Source organism: Bisbaumannia salifodinae (assembly GCF_055388505.1).
This window is the reverse complement of sequence record NZ_AP043781.1, coordinates 2,252,055-2,267,276: the sequence shown is the minus strand read 5'-3', so window position 1 is coordinate 2,267,276 and position 15,222 is coordinate 2,252,055. Positions and strand designations below refer to the sequence as shown.

General features: G+C 65.6%; 16 protein-coding genes and 2 tRNA genes. 11 read left to right on the top strand and 7 right to left on the bottom strand.

Annotation, left to right across the window (positions count from 1 at the left end; all coding sequences use genetic code 11):
• Positions 1 to 2 precede the first annotated feature (2 nt).
• On the bottom strand, positions 3 to 869 hold the full coding sequence (ehuB, locus tag ACZ5EF_RS10320) for an ectoine/hydroxyectoine ABC transporter substrate-binding protein EhuB (protein ID WP_346062244.1): 867 nt from the start codon (positions 867 to 869) through the stop codon (positions 3 to 5).
• Positions 870 to 974: 105 nt separating this feature from the next.
• Entirely contained in the window at positions 975 to 1,514 is a 540-nt protein-coding gene (locus tag ACZ5EF_RS10315) for a carboxypeptidase-like regulatory domain-containing protein (protein WP_346062245.1), read from the bottom strand.
• A gap of 174 nt (positions 1,515 to 1,688) precedes the next feature.
• On the opposite strand from ACZ5EF_RS10315, the gene ACZ5EF_RS10310 reads away from it, so the two are divergent.
• Positions 1,689 to 3,071, top strand: coding sequence for a class II fumarate hydratase (locus ACZ5EF_RS10310; RefSeq protein ID WP_346062246.1), 1,383 nt, complete (start codon positions 1,689 to 1,691; stop codon positions 3,069 to 3,071).
• An 8-nt stretch (positions 3,072 to 3,079) separates the two neighbouring features.
• Here the strand turns inward: ACZ5EF_RS10310 and ACZ5EF_RS10305 are convergent, their stop codons facing one another.
• A complete protein-coding gene (locus ACZ5EF_RS10305; protein WP_346062247.1) occupies positions 3,080 to 3,886 on the bottom strand; it encodes a DeoR/GlpR family transcriptional regulator in 807 nt (268 codons plus the stop codon).
• 251 nt (positions 3,887 to 4,137) lie between these two features.
• Here ACZ5EF_RS10305 and ACZ5EF_RS10300 point away from each other — a divergent pair.
• The 3 genes from ACZ5EF_RS10300 (at position 4,138) to ACZ5EF_RS10290 (ending at position 5,517) form a co-directional block, all read left to right on the top strand.
• Positions 4,138 to 4,214 (top strand) — tRNA-Val (locus tag ACZ5EF_RS10300).
• 17 nt (positions 4,215 to 4,231) lie between these two features.
• Positions 4,232 to 4,308: transfer RNA gene (locus ACZ5EF_RS10295), tRNA-Val, on the top strand.
• 270 nt (positions 4,309 to 4,578) lie between these two features.
• On the top strand, positions 4,579 to 5,517 hold the full coding sequence (locus ACZ5EF_RS10290; protein WP_346062248.1) for a GGDEF domain-containing protein: 939 nt from the start codon (positions 4,579 to 4,581) through the stop codon (positions 5,515 to 5,517).
• Between the two features lie 128 nt (positions 5,518 to 5,645).
• Here ACZ5EF_RS10290 and ACZ5EF_RS10285 read toward each other — a convergent pair whose 3' ends face one another.
• The 4 genes from ACZ5EF_RS10285 to ACZ5EF_RS10270 all read right to left on the bottom strand — a co-directional run bounded on the left by ACZ5EF_RS10285 (position 5,646) and on the right by ACZ5EF_RS10270 (position 8,741).
• The gene (locus tag ACZ5EF_RS10285) at positions 5,646 to 6,122 is read right to left on the bottom strand and encodes a GAF domain-containing protein (RefSeq protein ID WP_379729729.1); all 477 of its coding nucleotides are present in this window, start codon (positions 6,120 to 6,122) and stop codon (positions 5,646 to 5,648) included.
• A 70-nt stretch (positions 6,123 to 6,192) separates the two neighbouring features.
• Complete coding sequence (locus tag ACZ5EF_RS10280; protein WP_346062250.1) at positions 6,193 to 7,014, bottom strand: MetQ/NlpA family ABC transporter substrate-binding protein; 822 nt, start codon at positions 7,012 to 7,014, stop codon at positions 6,193 to 6,195.
• Positions 7,015 to 7,063: 49 nt separating this feature from the next.
• Positions 7,064 to 7,717 (bottom strand): methionine ABC transporter permease, encoded by a 654-nt coding sequence (locus ACZ5EF_RS10275; protein ID WP_346062251.1) that lies wholly within the window; start codon positions 7,715 to 7,717, stop codon positions 7,064 to 7,066.
• A complete protein-coding gene (locus ACZ5EF_RS10270; RefSeq protein WP_346062252.1) occupies positions 7,698 to 8,741 on the bottom strand; it encodes a methionine ABC transporter ATP-binding protein in 1,044 nt (347 codons plus the stop codon). Before ACZ5EF_RS10270 ends, ACZ5EF_RS10275 begins: the two co-directional genes overlap by 20 nt.
• Positions 8,742 to 9,138: 397 nt before the next feature.
• Between ACZ5EF_RS10270 and ACZ5EF_RS10265 the strand changes: the two genes are divergently transcribed.
• From ACZ5EF_RS10265 to ACZ5EF_RS10235, 7 genes are all read left to right on the top strand, one after another.
• Positions 9,139 to 9,771, top strand: coding sequence for a riboflavin synthase subunit alpha (locus ACZ5EF_RS10265; RefSeq protein ID WP_346062253.1), 633 nt, complete (start codon positions 9,139 to 9,141; stop codon positions 9,769 to 9,771).
• A 196-nt stretch (positions 9,772 to 9,967) separates the two neighbouring features.
• Entirely contained in the window at positions 9,968 to 11,272 is a 1,305-nt protein-coding gene (locus tag ACZ5EF_RS10260) for an NCS2 family permease (RefSeq protein WP_346062254.1), read from the top strand.
• Positions 11,273 to 11,280: 8 nt separating this feature from the next.
• Entirely contained in the window at positions 11,281 to 11,826 is a 546-nt protein-coding gene (locus ACZ5EF_RS10255) for an adenine phosphoribosyltransferase (protein WP_346062255.1), read from the top strand.
• A gap of 36 nt (positions 11,827 to 11,862) precedes the next feature.
• The gene (gene gpt / locus ACZ5EF_RS10250; RefSeq protein WP_346062256.1) at positions 11,863 to 12,354 is read left to right on the top strand and encodes a xanthine phosphoribosyltransferase; all 492 of its coding nucleotides are present in this window, start codon (positions 11,863 to 11,865) and stop codon (positions 12,352 to 12,354) included.
• A gap of 70 nt (positions 12,355 to 12,424) precedes the next feature.
• Positions 12,425 to 13,114: a uracil-DNA glycosylase gene (gene ung, locus ACZ5EF_RS10245; protein WP_346062257.1), complete on the top strand. Its 690-nt coding sequence runs from the start codon at positions 12,425 to 12,427 to the stop codon at positions 13,112 to 13,114.
• 120 nt (positions 13,115 to 13,234) lie between these two features.
• Positions 13,235 to 13,864: a uracil phosphoribosyltransferase gene (gene upp / locus ACZ5EF_RS10240; RefSeq protein ID WP_346062258.1), complete on the top strand. Its 630-nt coding sequence runs from the start codon at positions 13,235 to 13,237 to the stop codon at positions 13,862 to 13,864.
• A gap of 102 nt (positions 13,865 to 13,966) precedes the next feature.
• Complete coding sequence (locus ACZ5EF_RS10235; RefSeq protein WP_346062259.1) at positions 13,967 to 15,211, top strand: uracil-xanthine permease family protein; 1,245 nt, start codon at positions 13,967 to 13,969, stop codon at positions 15,209 to 15,211.
• Positions 15,212 to 15,222: the final 11 nt, after the last annotated feature.

Below are 15,222 nucleotides of genomic sequence, written 5' to 3'. Positions count from 1 at the left end.
CATCATTTCCGGCCGCACAGCCACTCGGTATCGAAGCGGAAGGCGTTGAGGATGTCGTCCTGGGTGAAGCCGTGGCCTTCCAGGGTGTCTTCCCAGGCCTGGGTGTTGCGGTAGTCGAGCAGCACCTCGTCGAAGGCGTCGCGCAGGGTCTCGGCATCCGGCGGGAAGGTGAAGCCCCCCCAACTGCGCACGATCTGGCCGTCGATCACCGGGTCCTCGAAATTCTGCACCACCTCGACCCCGGGGTGCTGGGCATCCAACTGGCTCACGGTGAGGCCGGTGCCGGCATAGCCGTCGGCCTGGCCGTTCAGCAGGGTGTCGATGGCCGCCGCGTTCTCGGCGATCGGTATCACCCGCCCGTCGGGCACGCCCAGGGCCACCATCATGCCGATCTGGGTGGCGCCTTCCAGCACGGCGATGCGGAGGTCGTCGCGCTCGGCGAAATCCGCGTAGCCACCGATCTCGAGCGGGTTGGCGGCCCGCACCAGCAGCCCCTCTCCATAGGAGGTGTTGGGCGCCGAGAACAGCACCCGTTCGCAGCGGGCCGGGCGGATGGCCATCTCGGCGGCGGCCATGTCGAAGCGGCCTTCCTCCAGACCGGGAATCAGGTCGCCGAAGGCGGTGACCACCCACTCGATGTTCTCGATGCCCAGCTCGCCCAGCACGTGGCGGGCCACCTCGGGGCCGGCGCCTCGTCCCTCGCCATTCTCGTCCAGGTAGCCGTAGGGCACCTCGTCGGCCACTGCGATGCGGATGCTGCCGCGCTCGCGGATCTCCTCCAGGTCGGTGGCCGTGGCGGCCTGGGTGATGGCGACAAGGCTCAACAGCAGGGCGGGCAGGGCCCAGCCCGACGCCTTGGTGATACGCATGGTCTATCCTCCCGGCGACTCTCAAGGGCCCCCATGGTGGGATGGGGGCGAGGAATCCCTATCCTGGCCTCAACATAGGAGACGGCGGAGGCTTGCGCCACTGGCTCAGCGACGCAGGTTGACCCGGGTGGTCTGGCCGTTGCGCAGGCGTATCTGATGGAGGATCAGCGGGCTGCGCTCGCCATTGGGGAGGCCGACGCTGCCGGAAACATAGAAGTCGCCCGGCGGTAGCTGCGCCGCCTCGAAGCGCCCCTGGCCGTCGGTGCGCACCCGATGGGTATAGGCCTGGGCGCGGGGGTCGGCGCGCTCCACCGCCCGCCCGGCCAGTGCCTGCTCGGCGGCTTCCGCCGAGTAGGCGGTGACCGGGGCGATGGAGACGGTCTCATGGCGGCCATAGTGGCGGCCGCCGGGGCCGTCATAGAAGAGCTGGCCGCTCAGGCGGGCCGTGCCCTGGGTTGGCAGGGCGCGATACTCGGCCTCGGAAAAGGCCACCCGGCGCGGCACTCGGCCCGGCTCCGGGGGCCGTTCCGGGTCGGGAGTGACGTCGCGCACCTCGATACGGCGGGTATCGGTGTCCATGGGGGGCAGCATCTGACAGCCGGCCAGAATCAGGCCAAGGCCGACAACGACAAGAGCGTGGCGCATCGTCTCTCCTTCTGGTGCTGGATGGGGCGTCCCTGTGCGGGACGAGTATTGCAGGCGGGCGCCGCCCTGGGTAGGGCGGCGGACTATGCTATCGATAAGTTTCCTCGATTAGCCGGCCAGGGAGGCATCGCTTAGGCTGGGGTCGATAGTTTTTAACTAAAGTAGGAGGGGAGAATGAGCGCCACGCGAATCGAGCGGGACAGCATGGGGGAGCTCGAGGTCCCGGCCTCGGCCCTTTACGGTGCCCAGACCCAGCGGGCGGTGAACAACTTCCCGATCAGTGGTCACGCCATGCCGCCGGCCTTTATCCAGGCGGTGGCCCGCATCAAGGCCGCCTGTGCCCGGGTCAATGCCGAGCTGGGGTTGCTCGACGCACCCCGGGCCGAGGCGATCCGCGAGGCGGCCGAGGCGATCCTCGCCGGCCGCCATGATGACCAGTTTCCGGTGGACGTCTATCAGACCGGCTCCGGCACCTCCACCAATATGAACGTCAACGAGGTGATCGCCCACCTGGCCAGCCGCGGTGGCCTGGAGGTGGGGCCCAATGATCATGTCAATATGGGGCAGTCCAGCAACGACGTCATCCCCACGGCGATACATCTCTCGGCGGCCCTGGCGGTCCGCGACGAGCTGTTGCCGGCCCTGGCGCACCTGCGCGGGAGCATCGACACCAAGGCCGGGCAGTTGCACGAGGTGATCAAGACCGGGCGAACCCACCTGATGGATGCCATGCCGGTGCGCATGAGCCAGGAGCTGGGGGCCTGGTCGGCCCAGGTGGCGGCCAGCGAGGCACGTTTCCAGGACGCCATGACGCGGCTGTGCCGCCTGGCCCAGGGCGGCACCGCCGTGGGCAGCGGCATCAATGCCCACCCCGAATTCGCGGCCCGGGTGGCGCGGGCGCTCTCCGAGGCGACCGGCCTGTCGCTGAGCCCCGCCGATAGTCACTTCGCCGCGCTCGCCTCCCAGGACGCCGCGGTGGAACTCTCCGGGCAACTGCGTGGCCACGCCTGCGTGGTGTTGAAGATCAGCAATGACCTGCGCTGGATGAATTCGGGGCCCCTGGCCGGACTCGGCGAGATCGAGCTGGAGGCCCTGCAGCCCGGCAGCTCGATCATGCCGGGCAAGGTCAATCCGGTGATTCCCGAGGCCGCCGCCATGGCCGCCACCCAGGTGATCGGCCTGGATAGTGCGGTGACCGTGGCGGGGCAGAGCGGCAACTTCCAGCTCAATGTCATGCTGCCCTTGATCGCCAATAACCTGCTGTCGGGGATCCGACTGATGAGCAACGCCAGCCGGCTGCTGGCCGACCGCGCCATCGCCTCCTTCAGGGTGCGGGAGGCGAGCCTGGCCGAGCCCCTGGCCCGCAACCCCATCCTGGTCACCGCCCTGAATTCGGTGATCGGCTATGACGCCGCGGCGACCATCGCCAAGCGGGCCTATCGGGAGGGGCGGCCGATCCTCGAGGTGGCCGAGGAGGCCACCGACCTCTCCCGGGAGGAGTTGGAGCGGCTGCTGGATCCCGCCAGGCTGGCCGATGGGGGGCTGCCCGAGGCCTGAGCTCGGGGTCAGGCCTCGCTGGCCTGGGCCGGTGAGGTGTCGTCGCTTTCCTCGCCGCCGGCGATATGCAGCGCCACATCGTGGCTGGCCATCAGCTGGCAGATGGCCTGGGGCGGCCGGCGGTCGGTGAAGAGGGCGTCGATCTGGGTGATGCGGCCCTGGCGGACCACGGCATTGCGATGGAACTTGGAGTGGTCGGCGATCAGGTAGACCTGGCGGGAGTTATGGATGATCGCCTGGGCCACCCGCACCTCCTGGTAGTCGAACTCCAGCAGGGAGCCGTCCTCGTCGATGCCGCTGATGCCGATGATGCCGTAGTCGACCTTGAACTGGTTGATAAAGTCGATGGTCGCCTCGCCGATGATGCCACCGTCCCGGGAGCGCACCTGGCCGCCGGCGATGATCACATTGAAGTCCTCCTTGTGCTGGAGGATGGCCGCCACATTGAGGTTGTTGGTGATCACCTCCAGGCCCTGATGGTCGAGCAGGGCCTCGGCGACCACTTCGTTACTGGTGCCGATATTGATAAACAGCGAGGCGCGATCGGGGATCTTGCCGGCCAGCAGGGCGGCGATGCGCCGCTTGGCGTCCAGGTTGAGGGTCTTGCGGGTCTGGTAGGCGGTGTTCACCGTGCTCGATTCGAGGCCGGCACCGCCGTGCACCCGGCGCACCAGGCCTTCGTCGGCCAGGGTGTTGAGGTCACGACGAATGGTCTGGGGCGTGACCCCGAACTCCTGGGTCAGCTGCTCGATGGAGGCATAGCCCTGGCGCTTGATCAGGGTCAGGATGGCGTCGTGTCGCTTGTGCTGAATCATGGCATCGTCGCTGTCGGTCGGTGGGCGGCATGGCGCCATTATATTAGCAAGCCTGGCGGAATCGGTGGCCCGGGGAGATCACTTCCGCGACCGGGGCCTGTCTAGGGCGTATCCCCGGGGCGGACGCTACCACCAATAGGCCCCCAACTGACTGATCATAGGGATTTTTTAACTAGGGGCTTGCATTTTATCGGCGAGTGCGTAGAATACGCATCCGTTGCCGGGGCAAGCCTCGGGTAACGGCGAGTTGTAGGACCATAGCTCAGTTGGTTAGAGCGCCACGTTGACATCGTGGAGGTCAGCGGTTCAAATCCGCTTGGTCCTACCAAATCTCGTCTCAGTTTCAGGACCATAGCTCAGTTGGTTAGAGCGCCACGTTGACATCGTGGAGGTCAGCGGTTCAAATCCGCTTGGTCCTACCAGATCCCGACGCCCCGTGACCCCAGGTCACGGGGCGTTTTCGTATGGGCGAAGAAAAGGTCGTATAAAAAAGGGGGTCGGCCTCGAAAGGCCGGCCGAGATCGTTAATTGACCGGGTGTAACGCCCATGGTGCTGACGGCTCCTGGCGGCCTCGTATCAGTAGTCGCCCTCACCAACCTCGACTATGCTCATACGCGTGTGCACCAAAGCCAAGTGTGGGTATGGCGGCGGATTTAATTTTCTCTTAGGTGAGACACGCTGCATTGGTTTTATGAACGACGTCCTCCAAAGCCTGTTTCAGTTGTTCGAGTCTGCGCCCGTTCTCGTCGCGGCCTATGATGGCTTTGACAGACTTCGATACGCCAACAAGGCGTTTCGATCAGCCTACTTCATCGAGCCGGACGAGACGCCTTTCTGGCCTGATCTGATGAGGCGAAACCACTGTGCCAAACGAGGCACCGTCATTCGCGCTGCGGACTTCGAAGAATGGCTGATCTCCACGCAGTCGCGCCGGGGAAAGGTCGGCTTCAGAGCCTTCGAAACCGATCTTTTCGACGGCCGCTGGCTCTGGATGACAGAGACGGTTCGGGAAGACGGCTGGATGCTGTGCATTGCCACCGATGTTACGGACCTGAAGGCCAGTACACGTGAGGTTCGGCAGGACCGGGACCTGGCGATCAAGGCTTCATACACCGACGAACTGACCGGGGTTGCCAACCGCCGGTTCGTGACTGCCCGAATTGAGGAGATGCTGCAGCGGCAAGACACCGATGAAGTGTCATCACTCGGCTGCCTGTGCGTACTCGATATCGACCACTTCAAGGGCATCAACGACCAGTTTGGCCATCACAACGGTGATCTGGTCCTGAAAGACTTCGCAAGGCGCATTCACCGGCTCGTGAGGCGCACGGACTGCTTTGGTCGCGTCGGGGGGGAGGAATTCGTCCTGGCTCTTCCAGCCACTTCCCTTGAGCAGGCAAGGCTCATCGTCGAGAGAATGCTCGTCGGTGTGCGCAAATCGCGACCCCTCAAGGATAGGTCGGACTGCAAATACACCTTCTCAGTCGGCGTTGCGGCTGCGCAACCTGGGGATACTCCGATCAGCCTTTTTGCGCGCGCGGATCGAGCCCTTTATATGGCCAAGCTTGCCGGTCGGGATCGGATTCACATAGACGATGCCTCGTTCGATCGATCGGGGAAAATAGGATAATGGTCACGCAACCCCAGGCTGAGCTGTATCACCAAGCACTTCGTCAAGGGTTTTGCAGCGGGGGCTGTGATATCTGCGAATCGGGCCGGGATTGCCGGTGAGGCGGCCCCTGCTGGTTTTGAGAAGTATCACCCCGGCTTATTCATGAGGTGCTCCAGGTCGGTATGGGCCTGGAAGATCGCCACCAGGGCCTCGATACCCGCCTGGTCTTCCGGGGTGAAGCGCCCCAGTCGGGGGCTGTCCAGGTCCAGGACGCCCCACACCTCGCCGTCATGGATAATGGGCACCACCAGCTCGGCCCGGGAGGCGCTGTCGCAGGCGATATGATCCGCCACGGCGTGGACGTCGTCGATGCGCTGGGTCGTGCGGCTTCGCGCCGCGGCCCCGCAGACGCCCTGGCTGAAGGGAATCGGGGTGCAGGCGGGCTTGCCCTGGAAGGGGCCCAGCACCAGGGTCTGGGGGCGGCGCTGCAGATAGAAGCCGACCCAGTTGAGGTCGGGGATCTCCTGCATCAGGAGGGCGCAGGTCTGGGCGCCGTTGGTCAGGGGGTCGCGCTCATCGAGCAGGGCGGCCAGCTGGCGCCCCAGCAGGGCGTAGTCGCTCATCATGTCACTCCTCGAAACCACAGGGCCGACCCGGCTTGGGTCGGCCCTGTGAATCTGGCGGCGGGGCGGCTTACTGCCAGCCGGGCACCGCGCCACCGTCGAACAGCTCCAGGGCCTTCTCGGCTACCTCGTCACTCTGGTAGGCGGAGACCAGTTGTTGAATCTCCTCGCGTTCCTCATCCCCGGCGCGCACCGCGATCAGGTTGACGTAGGGGGACTCGGGGCCCTCGCGGAGCAGGGCGTCCTCCAGTTGCAGGCCGGCGGGCTGGGCGAAGGTGTTGTTGATAAAGGCCAGGTCCACGTCGGGCAGGACCCGCGGCAGCTGCGCCGCCTCGATCTCGCGGAATTCGAAGCCGTGGGGGTTGTCCGCCACGTTGACCGGGGTGGCCTCGAGGTTCTCCGGGTCATCCAGGGTGATCAGGCCACGGTTGTGCATCAGGATCATCGCCCGGCCGCCATTGGTGGGGTCGTTGGGCAGGGCGATCAGGGCGCCCTCCGGCAGGGACTCGATGCTGTCGTGCTTCTCGGAATAGGCGCCGATGGGGTAGACGAAGGTGTAGCCGGCGACGGCCAGGTCGTAGCCGCGGTCCTCGATCATGCTGTCGAGGTAGGGGGCGTGCTGGAAGGCGTTGGCGTCCAGGCTGCCGTCGGCCAGGGCGGCATTGGGGGAGACGTAGTCGGTGAACTCGATGATCTCCACGTCCAGGTCGTAGCGCTCCTTGGCCAGGTTGACCGCCACTTCCATGACTTCGGATTCCGGGCCGGACATGGTGCCCACCTTGATGCTGCGGGTCTCGGCGTCGTCGCTGCCGCAGCCGGCCAGCAGGGCGCTGCCGAACAGGGTGGCGCCGATCAGGGTCGGGCGCAGCCAGGTAGCCAGGGGTCGTTGCATGGTGAAGCTCTCCTTGTGTCCAGGAAGTGCCGGCGGACCGGCGTGAATGTCACTTGTGGTTGGCGCGGCGCACCAGGGCGTCGCCGAGGCTCTGGAAGCCCTGCACCATCACCACCAGGATCGCCACGGTGATCAGCATCACCAGGGGGTCGAAGCGATTGTAGCCATAGCGGATGCCCAGGTCGCCCAGGCCGCCGCCGCCCACGGCGCCGGCCATGGCCGAGTAGCTGACCAGGGTCACCACGGTGATGGTGAGGCCGGTGATGATGCCGCCCCTGGCCTCCGGTAGCAGGACCTTGGTGATGATCTGGTAGGGGGTGGCGCCCATCGACTGGGCGGCCTCCACCAGGCCCGGGGAGAGCTCGTTCAGCGAGCCCTCCACCAGGCGCGCCACGAAGGGGATCGCCGCCACGGTCAGCGGTACGATGGCGGCATTGGTGCCGATGGAGGTGCCGACGACCACTCGGGTAAAGGGGATGATCGCCACCATCAGGATGATAAAGGGCACCGAGCGGCCGATATTGGTGGCCATGCCCAGTATCTGGTTGAGCAGTGGCCGGGCCAGGATCTGCCCCGGGCGGGTCACATAGAGCAGCACCCCCAGGGGCACCCCCAGCAGGGCCGAGATCACTCCCGAGACGCCCACCATATAGAGGGTGTCCAGGGTCGCCTTGAGAATCAGATCAAGCATCGCGCTGGACATGGCCGAGCACCTCCACGTCTAGGTCATGGGTTTCGAGATAGGCGATGGCCCGGGCGGTCTCCTCGGCGCCGCCGATCAGCTCGGCGATCATCAGCCCCAGGGTGCGCTCCTGGATCGACTCCACCTTGGCCTCGAGGATGCTGACGTCGATGCCGCACTCCCGGGCCAGTCGCGAGATCAGCGGGGTGGAGACGGCGTCGCCGCCGAAGGCCAGGCGCACCACCGGGTGGGTGTGCTCGCCGGGAGTGGCCTCCAGGCGTTCCACCAGCGCCGCCGGCGGCTCGAGTTGCAGGAAGTCGTTGAGGAAGTGGCGGCCCAGTTCGGTGCGCGGGGCGGTGAAGAAGTCACCCACCTCGGCCTCCTCGACCAGCTCGCCGCCGGAGATCAGCCCGACCCGGTGGCAGATGCGCTTGACCACCTCCATCTCATGGGTGATCAGCAGAATGGTCAGGCCCAGCTTGCGGTTGATGTCCTGCAGCAGGTCGAGGATGGCACCGGTGGTCTGGGGGTCGAGGGCCGAGGTGGCCTCGTCGCAGAGCAGCACCTTGGGGCGGCTGGCGAGGGCGCGGGCGATGGCCACCCGCTGCTTCTGGCCGCCGGAGAGCTGGGAGGGGTACTGATCCCGCTTGTCGGCCAGGCCAACCAGCTCCAGCAGCGGCAATACCCGCTCACGGATCTCCTTGCCGCTTACGCCCATCAGCTCCAGGGGCAGGGCCACATTGGCGTAGACGGTGCGCGAGGAGAGCAGGTTGAAGTGCTGGAAGATCATGCCGATCCGATGGCGGGCCTGGTTGAGGGCCGCGCCGCTCAGTTCGCTGAGCTCCTGGTCGTCGACCCGTACGCTACCGGTGGTGGGGCGTTCCAGCAGATTGACGCAGCGAATCAGGGTCGACTTGCCGGCCCCGGAGAGGCCGATCACCCCGTAGATGGCGCCCTTGGGGACCTCCAGGTCGATATCCTTCAGGGCCTGGACGGCGCGCTCGCCGCTGCCATAGGTCTTGGAGAGGTTGCTGAGTCTGATCATGGGTCCCGTGGACTGGTGGGGGCGCCGGGCGGGCGGGCAGTCTCAGGGCAAAAAAAAGGCCACCCTGGCGGGTGGCCATCAACGCTGGACACACCCTTTTAGCCGCACTTACCACCCCCTCGAGAGGGGATAGCGGCGCCCGCAATCCGGGTACAAATCGGCGCCTGAAATGAATGAGCGAATGCTAGTGGTTGTTGAATGGGCTGTCAATGACAGTTCGGGCCAAGTTATCGCCGATGACGCCTTCTTGCAGAAAATATTACTGCCACTGGCCGGGCTGGCCCAAGGAATCTCGTCGAAGGAGCGGGTGGGCGCCTCGCTCGCGACAGGCTGGTAAACTAGGTCCCTGTCCGGGGCCGCGACGGCGGGCCCGCTTCATTCTGGCTCGGGAGTCGAGATGTTTACTGGAATCGTACAGGGCACCGCCACGCTGGTCGAGGTCGTCGAGAAGGAGGCCTTTCGCACCCATGTGGTGGCGCTGCCGGAGGAATTGCGCGAGGGCCTGACCCTGGGGGCCTCGGTGGCCCATAACGGGGTCTGCCTGACGGTGACCGCCATCGACGGCGAGCGGATCAGCTTCGATCTGATGCGCGAGACCCTGCGCCTGACCAACCTGGGCGGCCTGGCGGTGGGGGAGAGCGTCAATATCGAGCGGGCCGCCCGCTTCGGCGACGAGATCGGCGGCCATGCCATGTCGGGGCATGTGATCTGCATGGCCGAGCTGGCCGCCATCGAGGAGGCGCCCAACAATCGCCGCCTGTGGTTCCGCCTCCCCGAGGCCTATGGGCGCTTTCTCTTCGACAAGGGCTATATCGGCGTCGATGGCATCAGCCTGACCATCGGCGAGGTGCGCCAGGCCGAGGACGGGCCGAGCTTCTGCGTCAACCTGATTCCCGAGACCCTGGCGCGGACGACCCTGGGGCAGCGCCGCGAGGGTGACCCCGTCAATATCGAGATCGATCCCCAGACCCAGGCCATCGTCGAGAGCGTGGAGCGGCTTCTCGACGCCCGTCTGCCCAGGGACGCCTGACCAAATCGTCAAGCCTGCGTTTGCGGTGGGGGATGGCGCCTTCAGCGGTCATTGCTTATACCTGTATAACGCCGGGAAAAGCGGCCCTTATTGGCGGTGGCCGACGCGCATTGCGTCTCGCGTCGGGCCACCGCTTTGGGTAGTATGTGCGGCTTTTCCGCCTCTTGACCATTTACGCAAGCGCACGGGGCCCCCGATGCTGAAACGACTGCTGGACGACCACTTCAAGCTTAGCGAGCACCACACCACGATCCATACCGAGGTCATCGCCGGGATCACCACCTTCCTGACCATGGCCTATATCATCTTCGTCAACCCGAGCATTCTCGCGGAGACGGGAATGGATTATGGGGCGGTCTTCGTGGCCACCTGTCTGGCGGCGGCCATCGGCTCCCTGATCATGGGAGTATGGGCCAATTACCCCATCGCCCAGGCGCCGGGCATGGGGCTCAACGCCTTCTTCACCTATGGCGTGGTGCTGGGCATGGGCTACAGCTGGGAAGCGGCCCTGGGGGCGGTATTCTTCTCCGGTTTCATCTTCCTGCTGCTGAGCATCTTCAAGGTGCGCGAGTGGATCATCAACTCCATTCCGCTCTCCTTGCGCCTGGGCATCGCCGCCGGCATCGGTCTCTTCCTGGCGATGATCGCCTTGAAGAATGCCGGTATCGTGGTGGCCGATCCGGCGACCTATGTGGCCCTGGGCGACATGTCTCAGCCGCCGGCCCTCTATGCGCTGCTGGGTTTCTTCGTGATCACCGCCCTGGCCTATCTCAAGGTCACCGGCGCCGTGATGATCGGCATCCTGGGCGTTACCATCCTGGCCATGGTGCTGGGGCATAACGACTATGCCGGCCTGATCTCCATGCCGCCCTCCATCGCACCCACCTTTATGGCGCTGGACCTGGCCGGGGCCTTCGACGTGGCCATGCTCAGCGTGATCTTCGCCTTCCTCTTCGTCGACCTCTTCGATACCTCCGGCACCCTGGTGGGGGTCGCCCATCGCGGCGGCCTGCTGGACAAGGACGGCAAGCTGCCGCGCCTCAACCGGGCGATGATCTCCGACAGCAGCGCCTCCATGGCCGGCGCCGTGCTGGGGACGTCCACCACCACCAGCTATATCGAATCCACCGCCGGCATCGCCTCCGGCGGGCGCACCGGCCTGACCGCCGTGGTGGTGGCCATCCTCTTCCTGGTGAGCCTGTTCTTCGCGCCCCTGGCCGGTTCGATTCCCGCCTATGCCACCGCCGGGGCCCTGCTCTACGTGGCCTCGCTGATGGCCGGTAGCCTGGCCCATGCCAACTGGGAGGACGCCACCGAGGCGGCACCGGTGCTGATCGCCGCCCTGGCCATGCCGCTGACCTTCTCGATTGCCGAGGGCATCGCCCTGGGCTTTATCAGCTATGTGGCCATCAAGGCCCTGGCCGGGCGCTTCCAGGACCTCAACCCCGCGGTGGTGATCCTGGCGCTGCTGTTCGCCCTGAAATTCCTGTTCCTTGATTGAGAGAGCCGATGAGCATCTACGGTGATTACATCAAATCGGTGATTCGTACCGTCCCCGACTGGCCACAGCCGGGGGTCAACTTCCGCGATATCACCCCGCTGTTGCAGAACAGTGCCGCCTTTCGCAAGCTGATCGACAGCTTCGTGCATCGCTACCAGGAGATGGATCTGGACGCCATCGCCGCCATCGATGCTCGCGGTTTCATCATCGGGGCGCCCCTGGCCTATGAGTTGGGCTGCAGTTTCGTGCCGGTGCGCAAGAAGGGCAAGCTGCCGTTTCGCACCGTCAGCGAGACCTATACCCTGGAGTATGGTCAGGCCGAGGTGGAGCTTCATGCGGACGCCTTCCAGCAGCACGATCGCATCCTGATCATGGATGACCTGATCGCCACCGGCGGTACCATGCTGGCCGCCGCCAAGCTGATCACCCGCTGCGGTGGTCAGGTGGTGGAGACCGCCACCATTATCGACCTGCCCGAGCTGGGCGGCTCCCAGAAGATTCGCGAGGCCGGCCATAGCGTCTTCGCGGTCTGTTCCTTCACCGAGGACGAATAATCTCGTCCTCTCCTCTGCTTTACCGGGTTATCGATCATGAGCGCCAATCGCTATCAGCAACACTTCACCGTCTCCTGGGATCAACTGCACCGGGACGTACGGGCCCTCTGCCACCAACTGGTGGAGCGCGACTTCAAGGGCATCGTCGCCATCACCCGGGGCGGGCTGATCCCCGCCGCCCTGATCGCCCGGGAGCTCAACGTGCGCCTGATCGACACCGTCTGCATCAAGAGTTACGAGCATAAGGAGCAGGGTGGGCTCGACGTGATGAAGGGCGTCGATCACGATGGCGAAGGCTGGCTGCTGGTGGATGACCTGGTGGATACCGGCAAGACCGCCCGCAAGGTGCGCGAGATGCTGCCCAAGGCCCATTTCGTTACCGTCTATGCCAAGCCGGAGGGGCGTCCCCTGGTGGATCAGTGTCTTACCGAAGTGGCCCAGGACTGCTGGATTCAGTTCCCCTGGGACATGGGCATCGCCTATGTGCAACCGTTGGTGGAGCAGGTGCGCAAGGGCGATGATGCCTGATCGTCTCCCCGACGAGGCGCCGCCCCGCCGCGATGATACCGTCAGCGAAGTCAGTGAAGAGAGTTGGCCGATGTCAGGATCCCCGCTTCCCGAGAGCTGGAATCGCTTCCTGGGCCCGGAGTTCCAGGCCCCCTATATGCAGCAGCTGCGGGACTTTCTCGCCGCCGAGAAGGCCGCCCGCAAGGTGATCTACCCCCACTCCAGCCACTGGTTTCGTGCCTTCGAGCTGACCCCGCTGGAGCGGGTCAAGGTGGTGATCCTGGGCCAGGATCCCTACCACGGGCCCGACCAGGCCCATGGGCTGTGCTTCTCGGTGCGCCCGGGCGTGCCCACGCCGCCCTCCCTGGTCAATATCTACAAGGAGCTGGCCGGCGACCTGGGGGTGAGCCCGGTGAACCACGGCTTCCTGGAGCCCTGGGCACGCCAGGGCGTGCTGATGCTCAACAGCGTGCTGACGGTGGAGCAGGGCAACGCCGGCGCCCATCGTGGGCGGGGCTGGGAGAGCTTTACCGACCGTGCCATCGCCACGGTCAACGAGCAGTGCGAGGGCGTGGTCTTCCTGCTGTGGGGGAGCTATGCCCAGAAGAAGGCGGCCTTCGTCGATCGCAACCGCCATCTGGTGCTGCAATCGCCGCATCCGTCGCCGCTCTCCGCCCACCGCGGCTTCTTCGGCCAGCGTCACTTTTCCCAGGCCAATGCCTTCCTCGAGGCCCGTGGGCGTGGCGCCATCGACTGGCAGCTGCCCCCCGAGCCCATCTAACGAAGCGCCGACGTGAGGGAGGCGTTGAGAGGCCGCCTGGCGGCCTCGCCAGCGTCGACGACCCTTAACCTGACGGCATTATTCGACCAATATTATCGCTATTTTTTCAAGGGCCTCCCTATGCGCGTTCATGCCATCCAACACCCCCTGGTCAAGCACAAGCTGGGCCTGATGCGGGCCGCCGACATCAGCACCAAGAGCTTTCGCGAGCTGGCCGGTGAGGTCGCCAAGCTGCTGACCTACGAAGCGACCCAGGACCTGGAGCTGGAGACCATCGAGATCCCCGGCTGGAGCGGTGAGCCCCTCGAGGTAGAGCAGTTGAAGGGCAAGAAGGTCACGGTGGTGCCGATCCTGCGCGCCGGGTTGGGCATGCTGGATGGGGTCACCGACCTGATCCCCAGCGCCCGGATCAGCGTGGTGGGGCTCTATCGCAACGAAGAGACCCTGGAGCCGGTGCCCTATTTCGAGAAGTTCACCAATGATATCGCCGAGCGCCTGGCCATCGTCATCGATCCCATGCTGGCCACCGGCGGGTCCATGGTGGCGACCCTGGACATGCTCAAGGAGCGCGGCTGCCGGCAGATCAAGGTGATCGTGTTGGTGGCGGCGCCGGAGGGCATCGCCAGGGTGCAGGCCGCCCACCCGGACGTGGAGATCTATACCGCGGCCATCGATGAGCGCCTCGACGAGCACGGCTATATCGTGCCCGGCCTGGGGGATGCCGGCGACAAGATCTTCGGCACCCGTTGATGCCTGGCCTTACCCCGGCCGATCCCGCCCCGGGGCCTGCCTGATACACCCCGCAACCCAGCGCCCCTGACACGTCCAGGGGCGTTTTTATGGAGACTCGCCATGACTGACTCCTCGGCGGCCGTTCCGCGCTCGGCCGACTCCCTGCCCAGGACGCTGTTGACCGGCGTCCAGATGCTCTTCGTGGCCTTCGGTGCCCTGGTGCTGGTGCCGCTGCTGACCGGCCTCGACCCCAGCGTGGCGCTGTTTACCGCCGGGGCCGGCACCCTGGTGTTCCATGCGGTCACCAAGGCTACGGTGCCGGTCTTCCTGGCCTCGTCCTTTGCCTTTATCGCGCCCATCCAGGGCTCGGTGGCCAGCTTCGGTGTCTCGGCGACCCTGGGCGGCCTGCTGGCGGCGGGGCTGGTCTATGTGGTCATCTCCCAGGCGGTGCGCCTCAAGGGCACCGCCTGGCTGCATCGCCTGCTGCCGGCGGTGGTGGTGGGGCCGGTGATCATGGTGATCGGCCTGGCGCTGGCACCGGTGGCGGTGAGCATGGCCAGCGGCGAGACCAGCGAGCATATCGGTTACGCCCAGGCGATTACCCTGTCGATGATCAGCCTGCTGGTGACCCTGGTGCTGGCGGTCTTCGGCCGCGGCCTGCTGCGCCTGATTCCGATCATGGGCGGTATCCTCAGCGGCTATCTGCTGGGGCTGGCCATGGGGGTGATCGACTTTACGCCGGTGCATGAGGCGGCCTGGCTGGCGCTGCCGTCGTTCACCGCGCCGAGCTTTCACTGGGCGGCGATCCTGTTCATGATCCCGGTGGCCATCGCCCCGGCGGTGGAGCATATCGGCGATATGGTGGCCATCGGCTCGGTGACCCGCAAGAACTACCTGGAGACGCCGGGGCTGCACCGCACCCTGCTCGGGGATGGCCTGGCCACCGTCACGGCGGCACTGTTCGGCGGGCCGCCGAACACCACCTACTCCGAGGTGACCGGCGCGGTGACCCTGACCCGCGCCTTCGATCCGCGGATCATGATGGTGGCGGCGGGGGCGGCCATCGTACTGGCCTTCGTGGCCAAGCTGGGCGCCCTGCTGCAGACCATCCCGGGGCCGGTGATGGGCGGCATCATGACCCTGCTGTTCGGCTCCATCGCCGTGGTGGGCATGAATACCCTGGTGCGCGCCGGCCACTCCCTGACCGCCCCCCGCAACCTGGTGGTGATCTCGCTGATCCTGGTCTTCGGCATCGGCGGCATGCAGCTGGGCGGCGGCCAGTTTACCCTCCAGGGGGTGAGTCTGGCGGCCCTGGTGGGCATCGTCCTTAACTGGGTATTGCCGCCGGCCAAGGAAGAGGTTTGAGGTAGGTCGGA

Bases quoted from the DNA above. Each gene is read 5' to 3' on its own strand.
- ACZ5EF_RS10270 (WP_346062252.1), bottom strand. From the start codon at position 8,741: ATGATCAGACTCAGCAACCTCTCCAAGACCTATGGCAGCGGCGAGCGC.
- ACZ5EF_RS10290 (WP_346062248.1), top strand. From the start codon at position 4,579: ATGAACGACGTCCTCCAAAGCCTGTTTCAGTTGTTCGAGTCTGCGCCC.
- ung (WP_346062257.1), top strand. From the start codon at position 12,425: ATGTCAGGATCCCCGCTTCCCGAGAGCTGGAATCGCTTCCTGGGCCCG.
- ACZ5EF_RS10310 (WP_346062246.1), top strand. From the start codon at position 1,689: ATGAGCGCCACGCGAATCGAGCGGGACAGCATGGGGGAGCTCGAGGTC.
- ACZ5EF_RS10305 (WP_346062247.1), bottom strand. From the start codon at position 3,886: ATGATTCAGCACAAGCGACACGACGCCATCCTGACCCTGATCAAGCGC.
- ACZ5EF_RS10260 (WP_346062254.1), top strand. From the start codon at position 9,968: ATGCTGAAACGACTGCTGGACGACCACTTCAAGCTTAGCGAGCACCAC.
- ACZ5EF_RS10265 (WP_346062253.1), top strand. From the start codon at position 9,139: ATGTTTACTGGAATCGTACAGGGCACCGCCACGCTGGTCGAGGTCGTC.
- ACZ5EF_RS10275 (WP_346062251.1), bottom strand. From the start codon at position 7,717: ATGTCCAGCGCGATGCTTGATCTGATTCTCAAGGCGACCCTGGACACC.
- upp (WP_346062258.1), top strand. From the start codon at position 13,235: ATGCGCGTTCATGCCATCCAACACCCCCTGGTCAAGCACAAGCTGGGC.
- ACZ5EF_RS10255 (WP_346062255.1), top strand. From the start codon at position 11,281: ATGAGCATCTACGGTGATTACATCAAATCGGTGATTCGTACCGTCCCC.
- ACZ5EF_RS10285 (WP_379729729.1), bottom strand. From the start codon at position 6,122: ATGAGCGACTACGCCCTGCTGGGGCGCCAGCTGGCCGCCCTGCTCGAT.
- ACZ5EF_RS10280 (WP_346062250.1), bottom strand. From the start codon at position 7,014: ATGCAACGACCCCTGGCTACCTGGCTGCGCCCGACCCTGATCGGCGCC.
- ehuB (WP_346062244.1), bottom strand. From the start codon at position 869: ATGCGTATCACCAAGGCGTCGGGCTGGGCCCTGCCCGCCCTGCTGTTG.
- ACZ5EF_RS10235 (WP_346062259.1), top strand. From the start codon at position 13,967: ATGACTGACTCCTCGGCGGCCGTTCCGCGCTCGGCCGACTCCCTGCCC.
- ACZ5EF_RS10315 (WP_346062245.1), bottom strand. From the start codon at position 1,514: ATGCGCCACGCTCTTGTCGTTGTCGGCCTTGGCCTGATTCTGGCCGGC.
- gpt (WP_346062256.1), top strand. From the start codon at position 11,863: ATGAGCGCCAATCGCTATCAGCAACACTTCACCGTCTCCTGGGATCAA.